At 61.1% G+C, this 25159-nt stretch carries 27 protein-coding genes; 4 read left to right on the plus strand and 23 right to left on the minus strand.

Going from position 1 to position 25159, the window contains the following annotated elements; translation table 11 throughout:
* Positions 1 to 125: 125 nt before the first annotated feature.
* The 5 genes from I2C21_RS10725 to nadA all read right to left on the minus strand — a co-directional run bounded on the left by I2C21_RS10725 (position 126) and on the right by nadA (position 4348).
* Positions 126 to 668 (minus strand): stage V sporulation T C-terminal domain-containing protein, encoded by a 543-nt coding sequence (locus I2C21_RS10725; RefSeq protein ID WP_101691341.1) that lies wholly within the window; start codon positions 666 to 668, stop codon positions 126 to 128.
* A 136-nt stretch (positions 669 to 804) separates the two neighbouring features.
* Positions 805 to 1353 (minus strand): transcription repressor NadR, encoded by a 549-nt coding sequence (locus tag I2C21_RS10730; protein ID WP_193537739.1) that lies wholly within the window; start codon positions 1351 to 1353, stop codon positions 805 to 807.
* An 18-nt stretch (positions 1354 to 1371) separates the two neighbouring features.
* A complete protein-coding gene (gene nadC / locus I2C21_RS17620; RefSeq protein ID WP_235964273.1) occupies positions 1372 to 2232 on the minus strand; it encodes a carboxylating nicotinate-nucleotide diphosphorylase in 861 nt (286 codons plus the stop codon).
* Positions 2233 to 2235: 3 nt separating this feature from the next.
* Positions 2236 to 3417: an L-aspartate oxidase gene (locus tag I2C21_RS17625; protein ID WP_235964274.1), complete on the minus strand. Its 1182-nt coding sequence runs from the start codon at positions 3415 to 3417 to the stop codon at positions 2236 to 2238.
* A gap of 25 nt (positions 3418 to 3442) precedes the next feature.
* A complete protein-coding gene (gene nadA / locus I2C21_RS10740) occupies positions 3443 to 4348 on the minus strand; it encodes a quinolinate synthase NadA (RefSeq protein ID WP_195279270.1) in 906 nt (301 codons plus the stop codon).
* A gap of 312 nt (positions 4349 to 4660) precedes the next feature.
* Here nadA and I2C21_RS10745 point away from each other — a divergent pair, with 312 nt between their 5' ends.
* Complete coding sequence (locus I2C21_RS10745) at positions 4661 to 6133, plus strand: M15 family metallopeptidase (RefSeq protein WP_195279271.1); 1473 nt, start codon at positions 4661 to 4663, stop codon at positions 6131 to 6133.
* Positions 6134 to 6211: 78 nt separating this feature from the next.
* Here the strand turns inward: I2C21_RS10745 and I2C21_RS17630 are convergent, their stop codons facing one another.
* The 16 genes from I2C21_RS17630 to I2C21_RS10820 form a co-directional block, all read right to left on the minus strand.
* A complete protein-coding gene (locus tag I2C21_RS17630) occupies positions 6212 to 6883 on the minus strand; it encodes an S-layer homology domain-containing protein (protein ID WP_353654804.1) in 672 nt (223 codons plus the stop codon).
* A 188-nt stretch (positions 6884 to 7071) separates the two neighbouring features.
* On the minus strand, positions 7072 to 8007 hold the full coding sequence (locus I2C21_RS17635; protein ID WP_286167274.1) for a hypothetical protein: 936 nt from the start codon (positions 8005 to 8007) through the stop codon (positions 7072 to 7074).
* A 60-nt stretch (positions 8008 to 8067) separates the two neighbouring features.
* A complete protein-coding gene (locus I2C21_RS10755) occupies positions 8068 to 9399 on the minus strand; it encodes an InlB B-repeat-containing protein (RefSeq protein WP_195279273.1) in 1332 nt (443 codons plus the stop codon).
* A gap of 296 nt (positions 9400 to 9695) precedes the next feature.
* On the minus strand, positions 9696 to 10832 hold the full coding sequence (locus I2C21_RS10760) for an aminotransferase class V-fold PLP-dependent enzyme (RefSeq protein ID WP_195279274.1): 1137 nt from the start codon (positions 10830 to 10832) through the stop codon (positions 9696 to 9698).
* Complete coding sequence (locus I2C21_RS10765) at positions 10829 to 11086, minus strand: putative Se/S carrier protein (protein ID WP_195279275.1); 258 nt, start codon at positions 11084 to 11086, stop codon at positions 10829 to 10831. Before I2C21_RS10765 ends, I2C21_RS10760 begins: the two co-directional genes overlap by 4 nt.
* The gene (locus tag I2C21_RS10770) at positions 11083 to 11859 is read right to left on the minus strand and encodes an acyl-CoA dehydratase activase (RefSeq protein WP_195279276.1); all 777 of its coding nucleotides are present in this window, start codon (positions 11857 to 11859) and stop codon (positions 11083 to 11085) included. Before I2C21_RS10770 ends, I2C21_RS10765 begins: the two co-directional genes overlap by 4 nt.
* Positions 11856 to 13022 carry a double-cubane-cluster-containing anaerobic reductase gene (locus tag I2C21_RS10775; RefSeq protein WP_195279277.1) on the minus strand — a complete coding sequence of 389 codons (1167 nt, stop codon included), beginning with the start codon at positions 13020 to 13022 and terminating at the stop codon, positions 11856 to 11858. The genes I2C21_RS10770 and I2C21_RS10775 overlap by 4 nt, the downstream gene beginning before the upstream one ends.
* Before the next feature lie 311 nt (positions 13023 to 13333).
* Positions 13334 to 13738 carry an ATP synthase F1 subunit epsilon gene (atpC, locus tag I2C21_RS10780; protein ID WP_101691351.1) on the minus strand — a complete coding sequence of 135 codons (405 nt, stop codon included), beginning with the start codon at positions 13736 to 13738 and terminating at the stop codon, positions 13334 to 13336.
* Positions 13738 to 15138: a F0F1 ATP synthase subunit beta gene (gene atpD, locus I2C21_RS10785; protein WP_101691352.1), complete on the minus strand. Its 1401-nt coding sequence runs from the start codon at positions 15136 to 15138 to the stop codon at positions 13738 to 13740. The genes atpC and atpD overlap by 1 nt, the downstream gene beginning before the upstream one ends.
* A gap of 69 nt (positions 15139 to 15207) precedes the next feature.
* Entirely contained in the window at positions 15208 to 16095 is an 888-nt protein-coding gene (gene atpG, locus I2C21_RS10790) for an ATP synthase F1 subunit gamma (RefSeq protein WP_195279278.1), read from the minus strand.
* Positions 16083 to 17603, minus strand: coding sequence for a F0F1 ATP synthase subunit alpha (gene atpA, locus I2C21_RS10795; protein WP_195279279.1), 1521 nt, complete (start codon positions 17601 to 17603; stop codon positions 16083 to 16085). Before atpA ends, atpG begins: the two co-directional genes overlap by 13 nt.
* Positions 17600 to 18124 (minus strand): ATP synthase F1 subunit delta, encoded by a 525-nt coding sequence (atpH, locus tag I2C21_RS10800; RefSeq protein WP_193537758.1) that lies wholly within the window; start codon positions 18122 to 18124, stop codon positions 17600 to 17602. Before atpH ends, atpA begins: the two co-directional genes overlap by 4 nt.
* Positions 18121 to 18609: a F0F1 ATP synthase subunit B gene (atpF, locus tag I2C21_RS10805; protein ID WP_101691356.1), complete on the minus strand. Its 489-nt coding sequence runs from the start codon at positions 18607 to 18609 to the stop codon at positions 18121 to 18123. Before atpF ends, atpH begins: the two co-directional genes overlap by 4 nt.
* 13 nt (positions 18610 to 18622) lie before the next feature.
* A complete protein-coding gene (gene atpE / locus I2C21_RS10810) occupies positions 18623 to 18841 on the minus strand; it encodes an ATP synthase F0 subunit C (RefSeq protein WP_101691357.1) in 219 nt (72 codons plus the stop codon).
* 30 nt (positions 18842 to 18871) lie between these two features.
* Positions 18872 to 19576 carry a F0F1 ATP synthase subunit A gene (locus I2C21_RS10815; RefSeq protein WP_101691584.1) on the minus strand — a complete coding sequence of 235 codons (705 nt, stop codon included), beginning with the start codon at positions 19574 to 19576 and terminating at the stop codon, positions 18872 to 18874.
* 120 nt (positions 19577 to 19696) lie between these two features.
* The gene (locus I2C21_RS10820; protein WP_195279280.1) at positions 19697 to 20179 is read right to left on the minus strand and encodes a DUF2798 domain-containing protein; all 483 of its coding nucleotides are present in this window, start codon (positions 20177 to 20179) and stop codon (positions 19697 to 19699) included.
* Between the two features lie 208 nt (positions 20180 to 20387).
* Between I2C21_RS10820 and I2C21_RS10825 the strand changes: the two genes are divergently transcribed.
* From I2C21_RS10825 to I2C21_RS10835, 3 genes are all read left to right on the plus strand, one after another.
* Positions 20388 to 22025 carry a sensor histidine kinase gene (locus tag I2C21_RS10825; protein ID WP_195279281.1) on the plus strand — a complete coding sequence of 546 codons (1638 nt, stop codon included), beginning with the start codon at positions 20388 to 20390 and terminating at the stop codon, positions 22023 to 22025.
* A complete protein-coding gene (locus I2C21_RS10830; protein WP_193537766.1) occupies positions 22010 to 22687 on the plus strand; it encodes a response regulator in 678 nt (225 codons plus the stop codon). Before I2C21_RS10825 ends, I2C21_RS10830 begins: the two co-directional genes overlap by 16 nt.
* Positions 22688 to 22751: 64 nt before the next feature.
* Positions 22752 to 23027: a hypothetical protein gene (locus tag I2C21_RS10835; protein WP_101691361.1), complete on the plus strand. Its 276-nt coding sequence runs from the start codon at positions 22752 to 22754 to the stop codon at positions 23025 to 23027.
* A 49-nt stretch (positions 23028 to 23076) separates the two neighbouring features.
* Here the strand turns inward: I2C21_RS10835 and I2C21_RS10840 are convergent, their stop codons facing one another.
* Both I2C21_RS10840 and I2C21_RS10845 read right to left on the minus strand, forming a co-directional pair.
* Positions 23077 to 24030 carry an ROK family protein gene (locus tag I2C21_RS10840; RefSeq protein WP_101691362.1) on the minus strand — a complete coding sequence of 318 codons (954 nt, stop codon included), beginning with the start codon at positions 24028 to 24030 and terminating at the stop codon, positions 23077 to 23079.
* A 21-nt stretch (positions 24031 to 24051) separates the two neighbouring features.
* A complete protein-coding gene (locus I2C21_RS10845; protein ID WP_195279282.1) occupies positions 24052 to 25125 on the minus strand; it encodes a lysylphosphatidylglycerol synthase transmembrane domain-containing protein in 1074 nt (357 codons plus the stop codon).
* Positions 25126 to 25159 lie beyond the last annotated feature (34 nt).

Raw genomic sequence — 25159 nt, forward strand, 5'->3', positions numbered from 1 at the left:
GCAAGGATGACTGTGTTTTCTAAGGGAAAGAAGTTATAACTTCTTTCTCATTTGTAACACTATACCGCACCGCGCCGCTCCCGGTGGTCATCCCTCCGGAAGCGGCGCGGTGCGGCAGCTTTGTCTCAGCTCTCCATATGGCGTCCAAGAAATCCTGCGATGGTCTGAACCAGCTTATAGTCCGTCTCGTCGGTGAGAAGCTCTTCCTCATTTCCGGCAAAGACCACACACCCCAGCACATCTCCCTCGGAGAGAATGGGTGCGGCGCAGGCCACGAAATAGCGGTGGTTGTCCTCGGTCACTGTAATAGGCGTCTCGCCATTCTGATACTGGTAGATGCCCCGGCCCTCCATGATCTGTTCCAGGGCGGAAGAGATCCGTTTGTCCGTCAAATCCCGCTTTCCGCCCCCTGCCACGGCCAGACAGGTGTCCCGGTCGGTGATGACCGAAATACGTCCGGTGGTCTTGTTGAGGGTCTCGCACATCTGTCCTGCAAAATCTCCCAGCCCTCCCATGAGGGAGTACTTCTTAAAGATCACGCCGCCCTCGCTGTTTGTATAAATTTCCAGGGGATCGCCCTCCCGGATCCGCATGGTCCTGCGAATCTCTTTGGGGATCACCACACGGCCAAGATCGTCGATCCTGCGCACAATTCCAGTTGCTTTCATATCCATGATTCCTCCCACGGTTACTTGTTCAGACGGAGATAGTATCCGCAGGAATTGCCATCATATGCAGAAATTTGACTGGGGTTGTTTGGAAAACCTCTGAGCGATTTTGATTCTTTGTTCCATTGTCCGGACGTCATGCATCACCGCACGCGGTTCCCTCTTCCCCTTCCGCAGCCACGGAAATCAGAAACCCTTTTTCATGCAGCGCCTCCTGGATCAGATCCAGCGTGTCCTCGCTGTCCGCCTGGATCAAATGGTAGTGATAGTCCGAGGTCAGATGTTTGAGCGGGCTGGATTTTCCGCTGTGGATTTCCTCCAAAAAGGCGCTGGCCGTGCGGCGGGAGGAGATGAGCAGCGGCGCCCGTACCTGGCCATAGACCTGGTGGTCCACCATCACATTTTTCACCCTTCCCCCCAGATCCACGATGGTGAAAAGCTCCTCCTCGATCTGGGCGTCGGTATGCCGCACTTGAAAGACACGGCTCACCTGCTGCCCTTCATTCAGCCGATATCCCCGGTGGGTCGACAGGATATCATAGCCCGCCGCCCGGATCAGCGCGATATCCTGCACGATCACCTGGCGGCTGACCTGGCACTCCTTGGCCAGCGCGGTCCCCGACACGGGCTTCTCACTCTGTCTGATACGATCCACAATATGCTTTCTGCGCTCCGAACCGGTCATGACCCTTAAATCCTTTCTTCACTTCGCCTCCAGCGGACGAAGATGCTTCAGAGAGAGATCCAGAATGGGGGCGGAATGGGTCAGCGCGCCGCAGGAGACATAGTCCACACCCAGGTCGGCCAGCGCCCGGAGTTTCTCCAGCGTCACATTTCCCGAGCACTCGGTCTGGGCGCGGCCCGCGATGCGCCGCAGGGCCTCCCGCATTTCCTCCATGGACATATTGTCCAGCATGATGATGTCCGCACCTGCGGCCAGAGCCTCTTCCACCATTTCCAGATTTTCTACTTCTACCTCAATTTTTCGCACAAACGGAGCATAGTCCCTTGCCAGACGCACCGCCTGTGCGATCCCTCCGGCCGCTCCAATGTGGTTGTCCTTCAGCAGGACTCCATCAGATAGATTATAGCGGTGATTTTGTCCGCCGCCAACCCTTACGGCATATTTTTCAAAGATCCGCATGTTGGGCGTGGTCTTTCGGGTGTCCAGAAGTTTGGTTTTGCTGCCCCGGAGAGCCTCGGCGCAGGCGCGGGTATAGGTGGCGATGCCGCTCATCCGCTGGAGATAGTTGAGGGCCACCCGCTCCCCCGAGAGGAGGGCCCGGATGTCCCCACGCAGGGTAGCCAGGTGCGTTCCCGCCTCCACCTGCTCCCCGTCCTGGTGGAACCATTCCACCTGTACCTCCGGGTCCAGCAGCTGAAAGACCCGCTCAAACACCGCCAGTCCCGCGATGACGCCCCGCTCTTTGCACAAAAGCTCCACCTGTCCGGGCGTCTTCTCCCGGATCACCGCGTTGGTGCTCACATCCTCGCTGGAAATATCCTCCCGCAGTGCCTGGAGCAGCAGCGGATCGATCTGTGTGGTCATGGTAATGGGATTCATGGATCAATTCCTCCTCGTCTGGGCGCACGCTCCGGCAATGGCAGCTGCCGCCCGTTTGGCAAATACAAGGCTCTCCAGCAGGGAGTTGCTGGCCAGCCGGTTTGCGCCGTGTACGCCGTTACAGCTGGTCTCCCCCACGGCAAACAGCCGCTCCATGGAGGTGCGGCTGTCCCGGTCCACCCAGATCCCGCCCATGAAATAGTGCTGAGCCGGTACTACGGGGATGGGTTCCCGGGTCACGTCATACCCCTGCTCCAGACAGTGCTGGTAGATATTCGGAAAGTGGTGCAGGATGGTCTCCCTGGGGATGGGCTCCATGGAGAGCCAGACAAACTCCGTCCCCTCCCGTGCCATCTCCTCCCGGATGGCCTTTGTCACCACATCCCGTGGGAGCAGTTCGTCCACAAAGCGCTTCCCCTGGTGATTGTAGAGGAGGGCCCCCTCTCCCCGCACCGACTCCGAGATGAGAAAACGCCGTCCTGGCTCCTTGGAGTAGAGGGTGGTGGGATGGAACTGGACATAGTCCAGATGCTCTGTGCGGATGCCATACCGGGCAGCCAGATCCAGCGCGTCACCGGTCAGATGGGGAAAGTTGGTGGAGTGGGGATACCGCCCGCCGATCCCACCGGTGGCCAGAATGGTGTATTGGGCCCGGATCTGCATCCTCTCACCGTGCGGTCCCCGGGCCTCGATGCCACGGCAGATCCCGTCCTCCACCAACAGGTCCGTCATCGTGGTGTAGGGTCGAATCTCCACGTTGGGCTGTTTTCGGACTGCGCAGAGCAGCTTGCTGGTGATCTCCTGTCCGGTGATATCCTTGTGAAAGAGGATACGGGGTTTGGAGTGGGCCCCTTCCCGGGTAAAGGCAAAGTCCTCCCCATCCCGCTCGAACTCCACCCCCAGCCGGACCAGATCTGCAATGATCTCCGGCGACGTGCGCACCATGAGATCCACCGACTCCATCCGGTTTTCATAGTGTCCCGCCCGCAGGGTGTCCTGGACATAGCTCTCATAGTCCTCCTCCCCGCGCAGCATACAGATCCCGCCCTGGGCCAGAAAGGAGTCGCTGCTCTCTTCCTCCGCTTTTGTGATGAGAAGGACCCGCATCCCCCGGGGCAGGTTCAGCGCGCTGAACAGCCCGGCCACGCCGGTTCCCACCACAATCACATCTGTTTTTTCTTCCATCATCTGCTTCTCCTGTCCTCCGCCATCACTTGGCCAGGCGGAGCATCTGCTCCAGCGCCCGCCGGGCCATTTCACTCTGCTCCCCGGGAAGGGAAACCGCATTCTTTCCGGTCCGGAGCACCTCCAGCACCTTTTCCAGCGTGACCTGCTTCATATCCCGGCACACCGGGCTTGTGGCGGGAAAATAGAACTTCTTTCCCGGATTGTCTCGCTCCAACCGGTGCCGCACTCCGATCTCCGTGCAGATGATGTACTCCCGCGCCTCGTGTTCGGCGGCATAGCGGATGATCCCGCTGGTGCTGCCCACATAGTCCGCATGAGCCAGCAGCGCGGCCGGACACTCCGGATGGGCCAGAACCGGCGCCTCCGGGTGGGCTTTCTTGTGATCGAGCACCTCGGAAAGGCGGATCTCCTGGTGGACCGGACAGCAGCCCGGATGGAAGAGAAATTCCTTCTCGGGCACCTGCTCGGCAATAAAATGGGCCAGATTCTGATCAGGGATCATCAAAATCTTCCGGTTGGGCAGGGCGCGCACCACATCCAGGGCGTTGGCCGATGTGACGCACACGTCGGCACAGGCCTTGAGTGCGGCGGTGGAGTTGATATAACACACCACCGCCAGATCCTCCTCCTGCTCCCGGATCTTCCGGATCTCCTCGGGCTGCGCCATGTGGGCCATGGGACAGTCGGCCTCCAGGTCAGGCATCAGGACGGTTTTTTTCTCATTGAGGAGTTTTGCGCTCTCCCCCATAAAGCCCACTCCGCAGAAGACAATGGTCTGCTGCGGCAGGTCGAGGGCCACCTTGCTCAGATAAAAGGAGTCTCCCACATAGTCTGCAATCTCCTGCACCTCCGGGGCCACATAGTAATGGGCCAGGATGACCGCATCCCGCTCCCGCTTCCAATCCTGGATCTGCTGCTCAATCGTCATGTAACGTTTCCTCTTTCCACACCGATATTTCCCACTGCTCAGCGGAACATGTTCTGTTATTGTAGCATATGTCTTGTCACATGACAACTTATTTATTTGACACAGACTTCCATCTCCAGCCCTTTCGTTTGGGGCAGACCATATTTACGCATGGGGAAAAGCTCAGATATACGCCCTGTTTTTCGACTTATTTTGACTTTTTGCATTGCAGCAGCCGTTCTCGGGGACTAAAATAAAATTTGACAGCTGTCCGCCGCAGGTTTCCCGTTCCGGCGGACGCAGTACAGAGAGAATGAGAAGGAGTCCTGCACTATGACGCACCACGTACGTATCGGTACCCTCGCTTTGGCCGGGATGTTGGCCTGCTCCGCCGCAGCGCCTGCCCTGGCGGCAGAATATGCGGATCTGAGCTGGGACCACTGGGCCTATTCCACCTTGCAGCAGGCCGCAAGCCTCGGCATTCTTCAAGGTGTAGGAGGAAACCGGATGGAGCCCGCCGCCACCATGAGTTGGGGCCAGTTCCTGTCGATCTCCGCCCGCTCCTTTGCTCCCCAGGCCTACCAGGAGGCGCTGGCAGATGGGCAGGCCTGGGACATGGCCGGATATACGGCTGCTCTGGAGAGCGGTATGCTCTCCCTGGAGGATGCGCTCCCGGTCACCCCTGCTTCACTCAACGCCCCCATTTCCCGCCAGGATGCCGCTGTGATCCTGTACCGTGCCCTGCCCGAGTCGGTCCGCGGCGGCTTCAGTACGTTTGCCCCGGATCCAACCCTCTTTACCGACTGGTCTTACATGGACGATCTCCACCAGGAAGCCGTTGGCGGTCTGGTCCGCTGCGGCGTGGTGCGCGGAAAGAGTGACGGCTCCTTCGGCTTTCAGGATACCATTCAGCGCTGCGACGGCGCTACGCTGCTGATGAATACGCTGAATCTGGTGGATCAGGCTCGCTGGGGCGAGGAACAGGATATCACCATCCGTTACCTCAATGCGGAGACCGGAGAGGAACTGCTCCCCCAGCAGCAGTTTACCTCTTCCGTGGGGGATTATCTCAGCCGCTTTGAGCAGGACCTGAGTGCGCAGCACTATACCTTCGCCGGTTTCGACCAGGTCTACCAGGTCAGCTCGGCCTGTTCCACCTATACGCTGGAATACCGCCCCATGACCCAATCGGAAATCGCGCAGGCGGAATTCTGGGCCAAGGTAGAGCGCGGAGAGGCCAATGCAGAGGATTTCTGGACCCAGGGCTTCTGGCTGGTGGAGCAGGGGGAAAACACCGCTAAACTCCAGCTGCTCTTTGGGGATCCCGGAAAACGCCGCTTTGTCAATAAAGAAGAGGCCCAGGCAAACATGGTCACGGTCACGGTTCCGGTCTGGCGTCTCTCCGGCTCCGGAAAAAAGGCGTCCACCGCTTCCTTCCAGGTACATGCTGCCCTGGCCCAGGACGTAACGGAAATCTTTACCGAGATCTATCAGGACCCGGAACAGTTCCCCATTCAGGATCTGGGCGGCTATTCCTGGCGCGGCGATTCGGCCACCGGCGAGCATAACTGCGGCACCGCCATCGACATCAATTCCGACAACAACTACCAGGTCCGGGACGGTGTCGCCCTGGCGGGCAGCCGCTGGCAGCCGGGCCAGAACCCCTACTCCATCTCCCCGGACAGCTCGGTGGTACGTATTTTCAAAGCTCACGGCTGGAGCTGGGGCGGTGACGCCTGGGCATACAGCACCAATCCCGCCGAGGGGTATCACGACTATATGCACTTCTCCTATATGGGCGGCTGATCCTCTCTCCATAGGGAAAAACAAAAACCGGCGTGCCAGACTGAGTCTGGCACGCCGGTTTGGCATTTACATCCTATGTTATCTCTGGGCATCCACGATCACGGCGCTGAAGCGCATCAGCATGGCCGCCACTTCCGCGCGGCTGGCCAAGTCGCCGGGACGGATCTCGCCTCCATTTCCCAGCAGGATGCCATTGGAAGCGGCCCACTCCATGGCCTCACCCGCCCAGGAGGAGATGCTCTCCCGGTCGGCAAAGTTCTCTGTGCCGCTGCCGGTGCCCATGGCTCCGGCTCCATGCTGCTGCGCATAGCGGTAGAGCATGGCCGCAAGGGCCTCTCGGGTGACCGGCTCCTCCGGCGCAAACCGTCCGCCGCCGGTGCCGCTGGTGATCCCCATCTGAGCGGCCCACTGCACCCCGGGCGCAAACCAGCTTCCCTCAGGTACATCGGTAAAGGTGGGACCCTCTGTGCACTCCGGCGCACCCTCCATGCGATACAGGACAGAGGCCACCATCGAGCGGGTCATTGCCCCCTCAGGTGCAAAGCGCCCTGCACCGATGCCGGAAAACAGCCCTCTGGCCGAGACAAACTGCACGCCATCCTGGTACCAGGCCTGTGCCGCCACATCAGAGTAGGTGACACTCCGCTCCTCCAGCGTGATCTGGCAGGACTGAGACACACGTACCCGCATGCCCTCTTCCACGGCAACCGCCCACGGAAGGACCGCCGTCGTCCCCTCACTCTTGTGCATCACCGCCACAGTCGAGGACTTCACCTTGGCCGGCAGGGTCAGCACTGCCGTGTCCGCCTCGGCCGGAAGGGTAATCTGGGCCGAAACCGCGCCGTTTGCATCGGTATTCACCAGGGCAGTCGCACCGCTGACCGGATCGGTCACCGTGGTCTGGGTGGGCGGGACGGATTCCACCGGCGGCTCCGGCGTCACACCGCCGGCTCCACCGCCGCCACCTGCGCCGCCGCCTGCGCCACCAGTGCCGCCACCGGTATTGCCGCCCGTGCTGCCGCCGGACTCACCTCCCCCGGTACCACCGCCCGGCTGACTTCCTCCGTCGATGGTGGGCACCGCAGCCATATCCTGCTGCGCCTGCTTCTGGGCCGACTCCACGTCTGCCGCCGAATTTCCGCCTCGATGGCCAGGCGTCCGGCATTCAGAATCTTCTCCAGCTTGGCCTGATTCTCGGCAGTATAGCGTGTCAGGTCATAGCTCTGATACGCCATGTGCAGCTGTGTGAGAGCCTGCTGCTTCTGCTGAGCCAGGTCCCGGCGCTCCTCCAGAGCCTGCATCATCGTGCGGCTCAGGTGGAGGAGATAGGTATCCGCACCCGTGCAGGCATCCGCATAGGAACCATACCACTCCGAGGTCACCTCCGACAAGGGCCGCTCCGACAGCCCGTTCAGGGTTCCGACCCAGGCTGCGGCATCGGCCAGCTGGGAGAGGCTGCGCAGGGTCTTATCGACCGCCTCATTGGCCAGTGCGGCCACCTGCTCCTGATCCGCTGTCTCCGCCAGGTCGGAGTGCTCCACTACAAACGCAGCATCAATCCCTTTCAGGGCCTCCTGCGCCAGGCCATAGAGCCGCTCGGCGGTAGCTTCGTCCACTGCATGGTTGTTCATGGCATCCAAAGCGTCCCGGTGCTCGCTCCGCCAGGCTGCAACGATGGCATTCACGCGCATTTCCCTGGTCTCAACGGCTTCCATATTCTCCGTGGCCCGGGTAAAGATCCCCTCCAGCTCCTCTTCCTCTGCGGTGGAGAGCTCCTTCCATGCAGTTCCATAGTAGCCGGTCAGGGCATTCCAATCCTGTACGGTGTAGTTCTCTGCGCTGTAATGGGCAAACGCGGCATCCAGGTCGTCCAAATACGCATTGTTCCGCTTTTCTCTCCACACCGCGTAAAGCGTGATCTTCTCCCCCTGCTCCTAGGCCAGATTTCGAACGGCGCTCTGATCCAGATAGCGCACGCTGCCGTCCCACTCTGTGGCCCAGCCGGCAAAGATCTTATCATCCGGGCCAGTCATGGTGCATTTCGGGAGATTCTTACTCTGATCGTACCGATAGCTCTCCTCTGCCATCTCACCCTGCCCGCCGTTAGCATCAAAGGCCACCGTGTACTGGATGGGCTCCCACTGGACATACAGGGTCACCCGCTGGCCCTGGTACTTCCCCGCCAGGTTGAGCACTTCGCTTCCGTCGTCGTAAAAAGCGTCGTCTCCGAAGACATTTTTCCAGCCCTGGAACGCATAGCCCGTCCGGCGGAAGGTATTCTTCTCCAGAGTCAGCTTCTGATCCCATACGCCGCTCTGTTCGGGCATGGAACCACTGCCGCCATTGGAGTTAAAACGAATCGTGTAGTCATTGGGGAGCCATTTGGCATACAGGGTCTGTCCGTTCGCCGTGATCGGTCCGGTGACCGGAATGTGATACTCTGCATCCTCATACCACTCGACCCGCTCATATCCCACTTTGGGATCCTGCTCGGCATAGACATCCGGGTCCACCACCAGGTCCGCCTTGACCGGAAGGGTCAGCGTATCCAGCTGATTGTTGCGGGCCACAAAGCCGCTGCCGATCGGGCTGAGATTGGTGTTGGCGCTCAGATCAATGTGGGTGAGCAGATTGTGGTCCAGGTGGACAAATTCCAGCGCCGTCAGCTTGGAGAGATCAATGCTGCTCAACCGGTTATCAAAGGTCTCAATGAACTTCAGGCTGGTGTTGGTGGAGAAATCCACCTCCGGCAGGTCGTTGCTCCGGCAATAGATGATCTCCAGCGCCGTACAGCCTGTCAGATTCAGGCTCTTCATATGGTTGCTCTCACAGTTGAGGGAAATCAGGTTATCCAGGCCGGATACATCCAATGCCGCAATCTGGTTGAATCTGCACTGAAGATGGCGCAGCGCACGGTTCTGCTTTACGTCCAGCTCCTTCAGCCGGTTATTCTCGCAGGAGAGCTGTTCCAGGGCAGAAAACTGTTCGATTCCCTCCAGAGTCTGGATTCCCTTCCCGGAGACGTCGATGCTCTTGATCTCAGCCAGCTCTGCGGCGGAAAAATACCCGTCGCTGCCAAATCCATTCAGATTGTTCCGGTCGGTCAGCCAGCTCCGGAACGCTGCATCGGGGAAGGTTTCTTCCGAAATGGCCACTCCGCTCTCCTCGAGAGCGGCAGCTCTTGCGGTCCATCCGGGCAGCATCAGCGGAAGCGTCAGTGCCAGGGACAGCAGTGCCGCTGCACCGCGCATACGGATTTGCTTCATTTGCTCCACTCCTGTTCTTTCTTCATTGAAAAAATTTTTGTTTGTGTCCAAAAAAATCTATTTTGCTGTTGATGCATTATATCAGAGGTGCTCCCGCTTTATAAGGTAAAATAGTTATATTTTTATCAGATAATGTTATCCAGTTTTCTATTTTGTTACCAATTGGCCGTGATTTTTGCTTCATCCTCCCAGTTGAAGGATATCGGAAGCGCGCACAGCCATACAACAACAAGAGAGAGCACTTCACCGAAGCGAAGGCTCTCTCTATGGGAATATACTATATATGATATGATCCGTTACCGGCTCAATGTACTCAGTGCAGACAGTGTCTGTTCGATCTCCTCTTCCGTATTGAAGGGGCCCATGCTGGCTCGCAGGCTCCCCTGGGGGAAGCTCCCCACGGTCCGGTGGGCCAGCGGCGCGCAGTGGAGCCCTGCCCGCATACAGATCCCATACTCCCGGTCCAGCCGGAAAGCGGCCTGGGCACAGTCCATCCCCCGCAGGTTGAAGGACACCACCGCCGTCTGCCGCCGGGCATCCCCCGCACCGTAGATCTCAATACCGGGGATGGCACGCAGACCAGACAAGAACTGTTCACACAGGGCCTGTTCATGGCGGCGGATAGACTCCAGTCCCCGCTCCTCCAGGTATTCCAGCCCGGCCCCCAGAGAGGCGATCCCCACCGTATTGAGGGTCCCGCTCTCGTACCGGTCGGGCAGGAGATCGGGCTGTTCCAGATACTCCGAAAAGCTGCCGGTCCCTCCCTGCTTGAGGGGCTCGGGACGGACATTGGGCCCCAGACAGAGCAGCCCGGTCCCGGGCAGGGCCAGCAGTCCCTTGTGGCCGGGGCAGGCCAGCAGGTCGATTCCCATGGCCTCCATATCCAGCTCACACACACCGGCCGACTGGGAGGCATCCACCAGAAACGGGATCCCCCGGGCCCGGCAGAGGGCCCCGATCTCCTCCACAGGCATCTGCGTCCCCGTCACATTGGAGACATGAGTACACACCACCAGGCAGGTCTCGGGCTCCAGCGCCGCAGCAACCTGAGCGGCCGTCACCACTCCGGAACCTGGATCACCCTGTACCAGCGTGTGGCGCACGCCCCGCGCTTCCAGCGCCCGGAGAGGACGCAGCACCGAGTTGTGCTCCATAGTAGTGGATACGATGTGTCCGCCGGGTCTGGCCATCCCCTGGATGGCCAGATTGAGGGCGTCGGTGGCATTGGATGTAAAGACCACCCGTTCCGCCTCTCCCACGTGGAAGAAGGCGGATACCTGTTCCCGCACGGCATAGACCATGCGCCCGGCCTCCAGTGCCGGCGCGTGGCCGCCCCGGCCGGGGTTGGCCGTCTCCCGCATGGCCTGCGCCGCCCGCTGATAGACCAGCTCCGGCTTCTGACGGCTGGTGGCGGCGGTGTCCAGGTAGATCATGCCCCCTCCTCCTTCCGGCCCAGGCAGGTGAGCTCCTCCCCTTCCTGGCGGTACAGCGCACAGGGAACGGTCATCTCCTCAAAAAAGGCCTGCGCCTCCCGCTCTGCCTCTATGCCCTCAAAGCACAGGGAGAGGGAGCAGCTGCCCCCCACGCCCCTGGGCGTCGGGACCAGGGAGGCCGCCAGGCCCTGTTTTTTGGCCTGGGCCTCTCCCTTCATGCTGTGGGTAGTGGTATAAAAGGACAGAAAGATCATGCCTCCCGCCCCCGCTTTCCCCGGGCGATCAGGGCGGCCCCCAGAGCACCGGCGTAGCGGCCCATGGGATCGGTGTAAACTGTGGTGCCCAGACGCTGGGACAGCCGCTGGACCAGATAGGCGCTGTCGCACAGTCCACCGGTGAGGAGCACATCGCCCTGGATGGTGTGCCGGGCACACAGCCCCGCCACCTTGCTCACGACGGAGTCCACCACGCCGGCGGCAATGTCCTCCCGGCGCTCACCCGCACCGATGTGACTGATGACCTCGCTCTCAGCAAACACCGTGCACATGGAGCTGATGGCCAGCGGCTCTCCCTGCCCGGCCAGGGCGAAGAGCTCCGGCAGATCCACGCCCAGGCGGTTGGCCATGATCTCCAGAAATTTACCGGTCCCCGCCGAGCACTTGTCGTTCATCAAAAAGCTGGAGGCCATGCCCCCCTCCACGGTGATCACCTTGGTGTCCTGTCCGCCGATGTCCACCACCGTGCAGTCCCGTCCCAGCAGAGCGAAGCCGCCCTTGCCGTGACAGGTGATCTCGGTGACCGTCTTGGCGGCATAGTCCACCGATACCCGGCCGTATCCCGTGGCCACGACCCGCATATCCTCATCCACGGGACGCCCCTGGGACGCCAGGCGCTGGGCCACACCGGCGGCCGTTTCCTTGCTGCTCCACCCGGTGGGCAGGACAAAGGCATCCACCATCCGCGCCTCGTCCAGCACCACCACCTTGGACGCGGTGGAGCCAATATCAATTCCGGTAAAATAACTCATTTTTCGATCGTCTCCAGGAACGCCGCCAGGCGGGTATTGATCTGTCCCTTATCGGACTGGGAGTAGTCGGTCTCAATGTTCAGGTAGGGCAGGCCCTTCTCCTGGGTCACAAAGCGCTTGATGAAGTAGGACTCCACATCATAGGTGTGGCAGGACTGGAGGATGATCTCCAGCACGCCGTCGATGGCGTACTCGTCGATCATTTCACCAATATACCCTCTCCGGCTGTCGTTGGGGCTCATGACAGAGCAGTTGATGTTGAGATACTTCCGGGCCAGGGCCTCGTAGACGTCCGGATTGCTCTCATCCACCTTTTCCACCTTTTCCCGGGTGCCGCTGCAGGTGTCGAAGGCCACTACATCGGCCCCCATCTCCTCCACAGTGCGGATGATCTTCTCCCGCACGCCCGCGTTGGGGCAGCCCGTCAGCAGGAGGCGGGGACGGTCGCTCTGCTTTCCCTTGTAATTGGCCTCCCAATCGGCGAGCACCTGGGCGGTACGGGCCTCCACATTCTTGCAGCGCTCCTCCAGATCAAAGGAGAAGCTCCCCACGTCGATCTGGGTGCCCATCTCGTATCCGCTGATGGGGGCGGGATTGAGCTTGCCCAGCTCCAGATAGCGGAGCATCACATCGCGCTCCCGGTTCTTGCGGCGGATGGCCGCCCGGATGTCCTCCTCCGTAATGGTGATCCCATAGAAGTCCTCCAGCTTTTTCTGGAAGGCGATGATCTGCTCTTTCCAGAAGGCCAGCGCAGCCGCATCCCGGCTGTGGGGCAGCTGCATCACATAGGTCTCCTTGATCTCGCCCAGCAGCTCGAACATCTTCTTTTTTCCGTCACAGGTGGTCTCGGCCACCACCAGATCGGAGAAATAGAAGTAGGGGCAGGTATCCGTGAGGGCAAAGCCATAGCTGGCCTTGATGAGCGGACACAGATTGCGGGGCAGGTTTGCCTCGGCGGCCGTAATGGGCTCTTCACTGGAGGCGCACAGTCCCACCGGGATGGCACCGGCCGCATAGACCAGCTCAATGGGCACATAGGAGCAGAACAGGCCGATCACCCGGGCCCCCGACTCTTTCAGCTGCTTCATTCGCAAAAATCCGGCCTGGCGGGCCTCCTGATAGCTCTCAAATCCGGCGGGCAGGCGAAGCGCATTCTTCTCCATACAGAACATCCTTTCCCAAATAGACGGCAATCCCGGGCCGCGGGGAGCGGTTCGCTCTTCCCCGCGTTGGCCCGGTTCTTTTCTCCAAAATTAACCTCATCGTAGCAAAGCATCTCCCGAAAGTCCAATTGCTTCTTTCGATGATAACCAATGCCCTTTATCGAGAAAGTATATAAAGCATCCTGGTCTCCCTCTGCAAAACTCTTTTCCAGTCTATGCGTCCCTCCGCCGCGGTGTCCCATCAAAAATACCCCCGGACAGGGCTGTCTGTGCCGCCGTCCGGGGGTATCTCTTGTATTTGGTTGGATTTATTAATGCCGCCCGATCTTCAGTCGGGCCATGGCCCGGGCCAACGCCGCCTTGGAGTGGTAGTACTCCTGGATGCTCTGTTTCTGGCGCAGGCGCTCCTCGGCACGCAGTTTGGCGGCCTCCGCGCGCTTGCGGTCCACTTCCTCGGGATGTTCCGCAAAGCCCACCAGAAGGATCACATAGTCTGGTTTGATCTCTGCAAAGCCAGACCCCACCACGGCGCTCTCCCATACGCCCTCATTCTCATAGCGCAGCTCGCCGGGCTCGATGGCGGTGACCACCGGCTCGTGGCCCGGATAGATCCCCATCTCTCCGTCCACGGCGGGGATGACCAGGGCGTGGGCCGGGCCGATGTAAAACTGCCGCTCCGGCGTAATGATCTCCAGATAGAAGCTGGTCTGGGCCATTATACCGCCCCCATCTTCTTCGCCTTTTCCACGACCTCGTCCACATTGCCCACCATGCTGAAGGCTGCCTCCGGATATTTGTCCAGCTCGCCGCCCAGAATGGCCTCAAAGGAGCGGAGGGTATCGGCCAGCTTGACGTAGCGGCCCTCCAGTCCGGTAAAGGTCTCGGCCACGGAGAAGGGCTGGGAGAAGAACTGCTGGATACGCCGGGCCCGCTCTACGGTGCGCCGGTCCTCCTCGGAGAGCTCCTCCATGCCCAGAATGGCAATGATGTCCTGGAGTTCCCGGTACCGCTGAAGCAGCTCCTGGGTCCCACGGGCCACCCGGTAGTGGCGCTCGCCCACCACATCGGGTTCCAGAATGCGGGAGGTGGACTCCAGCGGGTCCACTGCCGGATAGATGCCCTGCTCCACGATCTTACGGGAGAGAACGGTGGTGGCGTCCAGATGGGCAAAGGTAGTGGCAGGTGCGGGGTCGGTCAGGTCGTCCGCCGGGACATAGACCGCCTGCACCGAAGTGATGGCCCCGTCCTTGGTGGAGGTGATGCGCTCCTGCAGGGCGCCCACCTCGTTGGCCAGCGTGGGCTGATAGCCCACAGCGGAGGGCATCCGCCCCATCAGGGCCGAGACCTCCGAGCCAGCCTGGACATAGCGGAAGATATTGTCGATGAAGAGCAGCACATTCTGCTTCTCCCGGTCCCGGAAGTACTCCGCCATGGTCAGCCCGGTCAGGGCCACGCGCATACGGGCTCCGGGGGGCTCGTTCATCTGACCGAAGACCAGCGCGGTCTTGTCGATGACGCCGGACTCGCTCATTTCCCGCCAGAGGTCGTTGCCCTCGCGGGTACGCTCGCCTACCCCGGTAAAGATGGAGTATCCGCCGTGCTCGGTGGCGATGTTGTGGATGAGCTCCTGGATGAGCACCGTCTTGCCCACGCCGGCGCCGCCAAACAGGCCGATCTTGCCGCCCTTGGCATAGGGCGCCAGCAGGTCGATGACCTTGATGCCGGTCTCAAACACATCCACCACCGGCCGCTGGTTCTCAAAGGCCGGGGGCTGCCGGTGGATGGACCAGGTCTCGCTGGCCTTGACCGGCCCCTTCTCGTCGATGGCGTCTCCCAGGACGTTGAACATCCGCCCCAATACGCCCTCGCCCACGGGGACGGAGATGGGCCCTCCGGTGGCCGTGACCTCCATGCCCCGGCCCAGGCCCTCGCTGGGAGAGAGCATGATACAGCGCACGGTATCTCCCCCCACATGCTGGGCCACTTCCATCACCTGGCGTTTTCCTCCCAGCTCCACCTCCAGGGCTTCCTTGAGCTCCGGGAGCGTGCCGTCAGAAAAGGCCACATCCACCACAGGTCCCATGACCTGTACGATGGTTCCTTTGTTCTCACTCATGATATCGCATCCCCTTTCGGGCGTTTCCTGTCTGATTCTGCTTGTGCCGCCGTCCGGCGGAACTGCGGCCTAAAATGACTCGGCCGCCTGGGCGCCGCCCACCACCTCGGTGATCTCCTGGGTGATGGCGCTCTGGCGCGCCCGGTTGTAGGAGAGGTTCAGCTTTTGAAGCATGGCCCTGGCATTGTCGCTGGAGGACTTCATGGCGGTCATGCGGGCATTCTGCTCCGAGCAGTAGGACTCCACCATGGCGCCGAAGAGCACGCCTTTCAGATAGCCCGGCACCAGGCGGTCCATGACGGCCCGCACCGACGGGACATAGGTCACGTCCCGGTTATAGCAGTCCCGGTTTTCCTCATAGTCCGGGAATGCATCCGGGTCCAGCGGCAGGATCTTATAGGCGGTGGGCTCCAGACGGAAGGAGTTGATCATATTGGTAAAGAGGACATAGACCTCGTCCAGCTTCCCGTCCAGATAGAGCTGCATCAGCACCTCCGACATATCGCGGGCCCGGCTGATGTTGGGATTCTGCGCGGTATAGAGAAATTCTCCGTCGATGGGGATGCCCCGCTCGGTAAAGTAGGAGCGCCCCACCTGTCCTACCACAAAGAGGTAGGAGTTGGGCGTCTTTGCCATCCGCTCCTCCGCCATCTTCAAAATGTTGTGGTTGTACGCGCCCGCCAGGCCCTTATCGCCGGTGATCACGATATAACCTACCTTCCGCCGCTCCGGCGGGATACCGGGCCGCTTGTCAAAAAAGCGGTGGTCGATCTCCGGCGAGTGGTGGAGGATATCCGAGATGGTGGTCTCGATCTTATGGAAGTAGGGCTCCACATCGCTGAGCTGCTTGCGCGCCTTGCGCAGGTTGGAGGAGGAGATCAGATACATGGCGTTGGTGATCTTCAGCGTCTGCTCCACGCTCTTGATATGGGTTCGGATCTCCTTTATGCTTGCCATGTGCCGCTCACCCGCCTCTTGCTCTCCTCCAGGGCCGCGCGGATGGTCTCAATGGCCGGAGCGCTCAGGTTCCCGCTCTCCTGGATATCCGCCATCACGTCGGCGTGCTCCTCCTCCATCTCCGCGGCAAAGGACAGGAGGAAGTCCCGCACCTTCTCCAGCGGCACATCGTCCACCAGGCCGTTGGTGGCCGCATAGAGGATCACCGCCTGGCGGTTCACCGGCATGGGATGGTAGAGGGGCTGCTTGAGCAACTCCAGAAGCCGCTTTCCGTGGTCCAGCGCCTGCTGCGTGGCGACATCCAGGTCCGAGGCGAACTGGGTGAATACCTCCAGCTCCCGGAATCGGGCCAGATCGATGCGCAGGGTACCCGCCGTTTTCTTAACCGCCCGGGTCTGGGCTGCACCGCCCACACGGGAGACCGAGAGGCCCACATTGACGGCGGGCCGCTGCCCGGCGAAGAAGAGGTCGGTCTCCAGATAGATCTGTCCGTCGGTAATGGAGATGACATTGGTGGGAATATAGGCCGACACATCGCCCGCCTGGGTCTCAATGATGGGAAGCGCGGTCATGGAGCCGCCGCCGTACTCCTTGGTCAGGCGGCAGGCCCGCTCCAGCAGGCGGGAGTGCAGGTAGAACACATCTCCGGGGTAGGCCTCTCGTCCGGGCGAGCGCTTGAGCAGCAGAGAGAGGGTCCGGTAGGCCACCGCGTGCTTGGAGAGATCGTCATAGACGATGAGCACATCCTTGCCCTTCTCCATAAAATACTCGCCCATGGCCGCTCCGGCGTAGGGCGCGATGTACTGCAGGGGGGCCGAGTCGCTGGCCGTAGCCGAGACAATCATGGAATAATCCATCGCGCCGTGCCGTTTCAGGGTGTCCTGGATGCGGGCCACCGAGCTGGCCTTCTGGCCAATGGCCACATAGATGCAGATGACGTCCTGCCCCTTCTGGTTCAGGATGGTATCCACCGCAATGGCGGTCTTGCCGGTCTGCCGGTCCCCGATGATCAGCTCACGCTGTCCCCGTCCAATGGGGACCATGGCGTCAATGGCCAGTATTCCGGTCTGAAGGGGCACATTGACCGGCTCCCGGGTGACCACACCGCTGGCCTCGTGCTCGATGGGGCGGGTCTCAGTGGTCTCAATGGGACCCAGGCCGTCAATGGGGCTGCCCAGAACATCCACGACCCGGCCGATCATGGCCTCTCCAACGGGGACGTCAGCCGCCCGTCCGGTGCGGCGCACCACCGTACCCTCCCGGACGCCGGCGTCGCTGCCCAGCAGCACTACGCCTACGCTGTCCCGGGCCAGATTCATGACCATGCCCTTGACACCGGTCTCCAGCTCCACCAGTTCGCCGTAGACCGCCTTGTCCAGGCCATAGACTGTGGCGATCCCGTCGCCTACCTCCAGGACGGTGCCCACTTCATCCCGCCGTACGCGGGTATCATATCCGGCGATCTCCTCCCGCAGGAGGGCGACGATCTCTTCCGGTTTGGTTTTCATGCCATTCGCCTCTCTTCCAGATACCGGCTCAGGCCGGCCATCGCACCGCGGACGCTCTTATCGTACCGGATGCCCTCCAGCTCCAGGGTAAATCCCCCCACAAGGGAGGGATCGGTGCGGATCTCAAATTGGATGTCCGCCCGGTGGTGAAGCTTGCACAGGGCCTGGCGGATTCGTTCCAGCTCTTCTTTCTCCGGTGTGCGGACACAGGTCAGGACACACCGCGCCGTATTCTTCTCCCGCAGCCCCAAAGCCCGGAAGGCTTCCAGGAGCTCGGGCAGCAGCGCCATCCGGTCCTTCTCCGCCAGCAGGCGGTAAAAGCGCAGCAGGGTCCCGTGTCCGTCCAGCTCCGGCAGACGGCCCAGCAGGCGCTTTTTCTCCTCCGCGCGCACGGTGGGCGCACAGAGGGCCGCCCAGAGTTCGCTCTGTCCCATGAGGGCCTCCGCAGTCGCCCGCAGTCCCGTCTCATCGGGCATCACCTCATAGAGGGCCTGGGCATAGCGGCGTGCCAGCTCGCTCATGTACGTTCACCTACTTCCGCCAGGAAAGATTCCACCATGGCCTGCTCGGCCGCGGAGTCCATGGCCTGTCCGGCCACCTTCCCGGCAGCCAGCAGAGCAAGGGCCGCCACCTCATTCCGTGCGCCCCGCAGCATGGCCTTCCGCTCCTCCGCGATCTGAGCCTGGGCCTGGCTGTGCACCTGCTTGGCGTCCGTTTCAGCCTGGGCCAGTCTGGCCTCATAGGCCCGCTGCGCCCGGTTCTGGGCATCGGCCACCAGCTTGGAGGCCTCCTGCCGGGCGTCCGCCAGCTTGGCCTCATACTCGCTGCGCAGCTCTTCCGCCTGACTGTGCTGGATCTGTGCCGATTCCAGCTCTTCCCGCACCAGGGCGGCCCGCTGCTCCAGCACCGCGTTGACCCGCCCAAAGAGCAGCTTGCGCAGGATGACATAGAGCACCAGCAGGTTGATGACGGTAAACACGATGGTGGAAACTTCAAATTCCAGCATGGGGTACGCCCCCTTAACCCATAAAGATGACGAGCAGGGCGGTAATGAAGCCAAAGATGGCGGTACCTTCTGCCAGAGCACAGCCCATCAGCAGGGCGCTGTTGATCTTTCCGGCCGCCTCAGGCTGGCGGGCAATGGCCTCGCTGGCCTTTCCGGTGGCAAAGCCGATGCCGATACCGGCGCCGATGCCGGTGAAAACCGCAATTCCCGCAGCAATGATTCCCAGTGTCATAGTAATTTCCTCCTCAAAATATACTGTCCGTTACGCTTCTTCCTCTTTGATGCCCTCTCCGGTAAAGAGAGTGGTGAGGAATACGAAGACCACCGTCTGGATCAACCCGTCAAACAGGTCGAAATAGAGGCTGAATACCGCCGGCAGCACCACGGGCACCAGAAGCTTGATCATCTCCATGATGATAAACGCGCCCAGGATGTTGCCGAACAGACGCATACACAGCGCCAGGGGCCGGATGGCCACCTCCATGAGATTGATGGGGATGAGCAGAGGCATCGGCTCGGCAAATTGCCGCAGGCCGCCCAGCAGTCCCCGATACCGGAACTGTGCCCCATAGATCAGCACCATGCTCATCAGAGCCAGGGCTGCCGTCACGCTAATGTCCTTCGTGGGCGGGGTCAGCCCCACGATCCCAATCAGGTTGGACACACCGATGTAGAGTGCCACCGTCCCCAGATAGGGGGCGAAGGGTCTCCAGTGCGTTCCGAGATTGGTCTTTACAAACCCGTTGAGAAACTGCACCGCGCCCTCCAGGGCGATCTGCCCCTTGCCTGGATTTTGTACCCGCAGGTTCCGTGTCAGAACCAGCGCGCACACGATGAGGGCTGCCATGACAATCCAGGTGACTACCACCGACTCGGCCACCGGGATACCGCCCAGTACCGGGATTGTAAAGGCGATCCGGTTGCCCAGCTCCTCCACCAGCGCTTCCTTGAATCCATCCAAACACATCACCTCGTTTTCGCGTGTGCTATCATACTCCCGCGCCGTTTCTTTGGGAATCCTTTGGAAAGTAAAAAAAGTATGGAACATAACCCAAAGCGGAACCGTTCCCCCTGGGTTCCCAAGGTCTTAGGCCAGAACGGTCCCCTCCGGGAAGGCACAGCGGAAGACCCGGCGGACCAGGGGGCCGGCGATCAGGAGCTGGAAGGGCAGCGCCATTACAAAATTGCGGGGAATATTGATGAGCCATTGGAGGGGCACTCCGCTCCACATCCCGGTGTGCACCGCCCCCTCACAGGCTCCGTACAGGGACATGATCAGCACCATGGGGACCACCATACAGCCGGAGACACACACCACCTTCTTCAGAGGCGAGTCCTGAGGCCGGACCAGGAAGCGAAAGGCAAATCCCTTTGCCAGCCGGGACACCAGAAACCAGTCGCAGCACATGGCAAAGACATAGGCAATGGGGAAACCCAGCCAGGCCGCCGCCACAACTTCCAGACTGACCGCTCCATATTGGAGCGCAACATTGTACAGGCTCATCCAGAGCACCATGGTAAAGCACATCAACACCGTATAGATGAGGCTCTCCCGCTTATTCTGAGGCATCGTTCATTCTCCTTATCGAAAAAAATTTCGGCCCGTTCCGGCCGCTGCTCAAACAGGATACCAGAGATGGCTCCGCCTTCGTAATAGGGAGTTCTTCCGAACTTTTCGTCTTCTATCTTCGCCGATTTTCTTAAACTTGACAAAACCAGACGCATTTGACACCGGGTTGTTCTTTTCTTATACTGGTAGAGAAAGGAGTCTTTCCACCATGTCTGTACCCTCCCGTTCTTCCCTCCGTGCACAGCTTTTATGGCTGAATGTGATCATTGTATCCTGTTCCATCGCCCTCTCGCTGGCGGGCACACTGTATCTCACCCTGCGCAGCGAACGCCGCGCGCTGGACAACAGCCTGCTCAACTCCGCCTCCATCCTGTCCCGGGTCCCTCTGGTGGCCGAGGTTTTGGACGGAACTTCCTCCAGAGAAGAGCTGGCGGCCTTTCTCAATGACACCACGTCCCATGTCTCCGACATCGACCTGATCCTGGTGGCCGATACGGAAAACCGGATCTATTATGCGCCCGACTCCGTCTTCCTCGGAACCCACTATACCGGTACCGCGCAGAACGCCGTCCTGGCCGGCGCATCCCCCTACACCTCCAACGAGACCGGCCCCATGGGCTCCGATCACTCCGCCTATGCCGCGGTCCGGGATGACAGCGGAGCGCTGCTGGGCTTTGTGGTCGTGGGCGTCTATGTCCGCAGCATGGCCGTCCTCACCTTTCAGACCATCCTCCGCTTTGCGGGGATCGGGCTGCTCTCCGCCGCCCTTGGCTCTCTGCTGGCAAACCAGCTCTCCCGCCGCATCAAGGCCTCCCTCATGGGGTATGAGCCGGACGCCTTTGCCCGGCGCTTTCACCAGCGCGAGGACATTCTGGACGCGCTGGAGGAGGGAGTCCTGGCCATTGACCGGGAGGAGACCATCATCTTTCTCAATACCGCCGCAGCCCAGATGCTCTCTCTGGACGAGGAGGGTGTGGTGGGCAAATCCCTCCATACCGTCTATCCCCGCTCCACGCTGGACCGGGTCCTGCGCACCGGAAAGCCGGAGTACAATGTCAGTATGAGCTCCCTCAAGGATGTCCGGGTACTCTCCGACCGGCTGCCCCTGTATGAGGATGGCCGCCTCGCCGGTGCGGTGGGCATTTTCCGCAACCGCACCGAAGTGACCCGTCTGGCCGACGACCTCACCGGGGTGCGGCACATGGTGGACGCCATGCGGGCCTATACCCATGAATTTATGAACAAGCTCCATGTGATCCTGGGCCTCCTCCAGATCGGGGAGCCCGAGAAGGCCCAGCAGTACATTATGGACACCAAGCGCACCCAGCAGGAGGCGGTCAGCCGCATCATGCACCAGATCGGAGAGCCCTCCGTGGCCGCCCTTCTGGTAGGCAAAACTAGCCGGGCCGGGGAACTGGGTATCCGCCTCACCCTGGACCGGGAGAGCTTCCTGCCGGAGGGCAGCCCCTGGCTCCCCCCTGACGCCTACGTGACCATTCTGGGCAATCTCATTGAAAACGCCATCGAAGGCCTCAACCAGTCCCCCCGGGACAGCAAGGAGATCACGGTCAGCATCCGGGAATCGGAGGCCTCTCTGCTTCTGTGCGTGGAGGATACCGGCCCCGGCATTCCCGCCGAGATCCAATCACACCTCTTTGAGCGGGGCCGCTCCACCAAGGGGCGGGGCCGGGGAACCGGCCTCTCTCTGGTGCAGGAGGTGGTCTCGGCCTATCACGGCGAGATCCGGGTGGAGTCGGAGTCCGGGATCGGCACGTCGTTTTTCATTACCTTTCGGCGGGATGATCCCGCCGCTCCAGAGGAGGAGTCAGATTGTATCAAGTCGTAATCGTGGAGGACGACCCCATGGTGTCTCTCCTGGACAAGACCTTCACGGAAAAGGACCCCCGATTTACCGTGATCCAGACCTTTTCGGAGGGGCGCAGTGCGTTGGAGTGGCTCTCCTGTCACCCCGCGGATCTGCTCATTTTGGATGTGTACATGCCCCTCCTCACCGGGATGGAGCTGCTCCATGAGCTGCGCGCCCGGGAGATCGAATCGGACGTCATCATGGTCACCGCCGCCAATGACGCAAAAACGGTGGATGCGCTGCTCAAGCTGGGGGTGGTGGACTACCTGGTCAAGCCCTTTACCTGGGAGCGTTTTCAGCAGGCCCTGGATACCTTCTGCCGCCATCGCCAGGCCGTGGCCGGGGAGGCGGTCAGCCAGGATGCGCTGGATCAGCTCTTCGCCCCCTCCGCCTCCTCCCCGGAGCATCCGGTTCCCAAGGGCGTTCAGGAGAGCACGCTGGAGCGGATCCGCACCTGCCTGCGCACAGCCCCGCCCCAGGGGCTGCCCAGCGAGTCGATCTCACGTCAGACCGGACTCTCTGTGGTGACGGTCCGGCGCTATATGAACTATCTGGTGGAGCGCGGCGAGGTGGTCAGCAGCTTCAACTACGACACCGGCGGACGCCCCTGCCGCCTCTACCGCTACCCCGGCCTCGCGTGAAAGTCCTTCTATTTTCCACCATGCGGGCATATCCTGTGGAAAGAAACGCAAAGGAGGCAGGAGCATGGAGCTCTCCGGAAGCAAACAGGAGACCCTGACACGCCTGGCCGTGTGTGTAATCGCGGCCCTGATCCTCTACTCCAGTGCAAAACCCCTGTGTTCTGCCCTGAAACTCCCACTGTGGGAGGAATACCGCCCCTGGTTGGAAAAAAATCGGATTCAGGCCATTGCCGTGGTATCTGCGGTCCTCTTTGGGCTCTCTCTGGCGCTCTTTCCCCTGGAAGCCAAGCCGGAGGAGGAGCCACCCCCCTGTGAGGATGATTTCCAGCCCGTGGCATAGAAAAACGCCGCCTCTGCATCCTTTTGTGCAGAGGCGGCGTATCCTATTTTTATCGGAATTTGGGCAGAAGGGCCGCGCCGATGATCCCGGCATCATTTCCCAACTGGGCCCGCATCAGGCGGGTGCGGTGGGCGTTGTTCCGGGCGTAGTCCTCCCGGTTGAGAATATAGCGGACGGGCGCCATCAGCGTCTCGCCCTGGTTGGAAATCCCGCCGCCGATGCAGAAGATCTCGGGCTGGAAGATGTTCACCAGGCTGGCCACGCCGCAGCCCAGGTATTCGATGTATTCATCCACCACCTGTCCTGCCGTGGCATCTCCCATACCTGCCGCTTCAAAGGGAATGCGCCCGTTGACCTTGGACAGGTCCCCTTCCGCCAGCTTCCACAGCAGGGAGTCGGGGTTTTGCTCCATGCTCTCCCGGGTGCGCCGGATCAGGGCCGTGGCCGAGCAGTAGGTCTCAAAGCAGCCCCTGCGGCCGCAGGTACACAGCCGCCCGCCATGCTCCAGTACAAAATGCCCCACTTCCATCCCGGCATAGTTGAAGCCGGTATAGAGCTTACCGTTGAATACCGCGCCGCCGCCAATACCGGTGCCCAGCGTAATGGCCACCATGGACGTGCTTCCCCGTCCGGCGCCCACAGCATACTCGCCCAGGGCGGCTGCGTTGGCGTCATTCTCCATGTAGATGGGAAGCCGCTCCGGGAAGTGCCGGCGCAGCAGGTCCACCAGAGGCACATTTTCAAAGTCCAGGTTGCTCCAATACTGGACGACCCCCCGCTGGGGATCAATGGTGCCCGGAGAGCCGATTCCCACAGCGGCCAGCTCCTCCCAGGACACGCCGGCCTGCTCAGCCGCCAGTCTGGCCGCGGCTGCCATCGTATCCGCCACCGCTTCCGCGCCCCGGGGTGTGGGGATATTCCCGCGGCCCAGAATTTCACCCGCTTCGCTCACCACCGCAGCGGCGATATTGATTCCGCCCAAGTCGATACCCAGATAATGCATACTGCACAACCTCTCTTCCGGTCAGGTTGTGCTCATTGTACCATACTTCCTATCGGAATGCAAAAGGCTGCATTTGCTCCCTGCCTTTCGCCCCATCAGATGAAAGGCCAGGGCCACCGCGCCGCTGATGATCAGAAAGGCATAGAAGCTGATTCCCCGGCTCACCAGCATGGCAGGGGTCACCAGTCCCGCCCCAAAGATCGGGGCAAAGGCCGCCACAAATCCCCCTTCCGCCGGCCCCACTGCGCCGGGCAGAGGGAGGGAGGAAACTGCCAGCGTCACCAGCGCCTGGGTTCCCAGAAAGAGCGCCGGCCCCGTCCCGCTCAGCCCGAACGCCCGGTACACCACATAGGGCACCGAAAAGGCCGCCGTGAGCTGTAAGGCATTGAGCCCCAGAAGCATGGGCAGAAGGGCCGGATTGCGCCGCAGGACCCCGGCTCCGGCCGCATATTCCTCCATCTGCCGTGCCAGCTTCTCGCCCGCGCCCGCTCGGTCCCGGATGATGTGGACCCGGTTCAGAAGATCCAGAACACCCCCTGCAAGCCGCCCGGCCAGATGGGGAAAACACAGAAAAGAGAGCATTCCGGCCGTCAGCGCCCCCATCACCGCCGCGCCGTACAGGAGCAGCAGGCCCAGGCCGCCTCCCATCCCCTGGCGCAGCGCCGGCAGAAAGAGCCAGGCACACAGGGCATAGAGCAGTACCGTGATCTGATAACAGATGGCAATGAGCATCATATTGAGCGCTCCGTGGGCGGCGGGGACTCCGTCCCGGGACATATAGTAGATCTGCGCCGGCTGCCCTCCTGTGGCCGACGGCGTGATGGAACTCACATAGAATCCCACAAAGGAATAGCACAGGCAGCGGCGGTAGGGCGTCCGGTGCCCCAGCCGTCCCAGAATCAGGCGGGTACACATGGCCTCACATCCCACAAAGACCAGCATCAGACCCAGTCCCAGCAGTACATAGCGTCCATCCACCCGGTGCAGGATCTCCAGCAAGCTGCCCAGCGGCTGATCCCGCAGCAGCACAAAGCCGGTCACCCCCATCAGGACTGCCAGCAACAGGACGCCGGCCAGGTTTCTCTTATTGGACATACCCTTCACTTCCTTTGTTCTACCGTTCCGGGAA

Source organism: Clostridium sp. J1101437_171009_A5 (genome assembly GCF_015547905.1).
Lineage (GTDB): Bacteria > Bacillota > Clostridia > Oscillospirales > Oscillospiraceae > Pseudoflavonifractor_A > Pseudoflavonifractor_A gallinarum.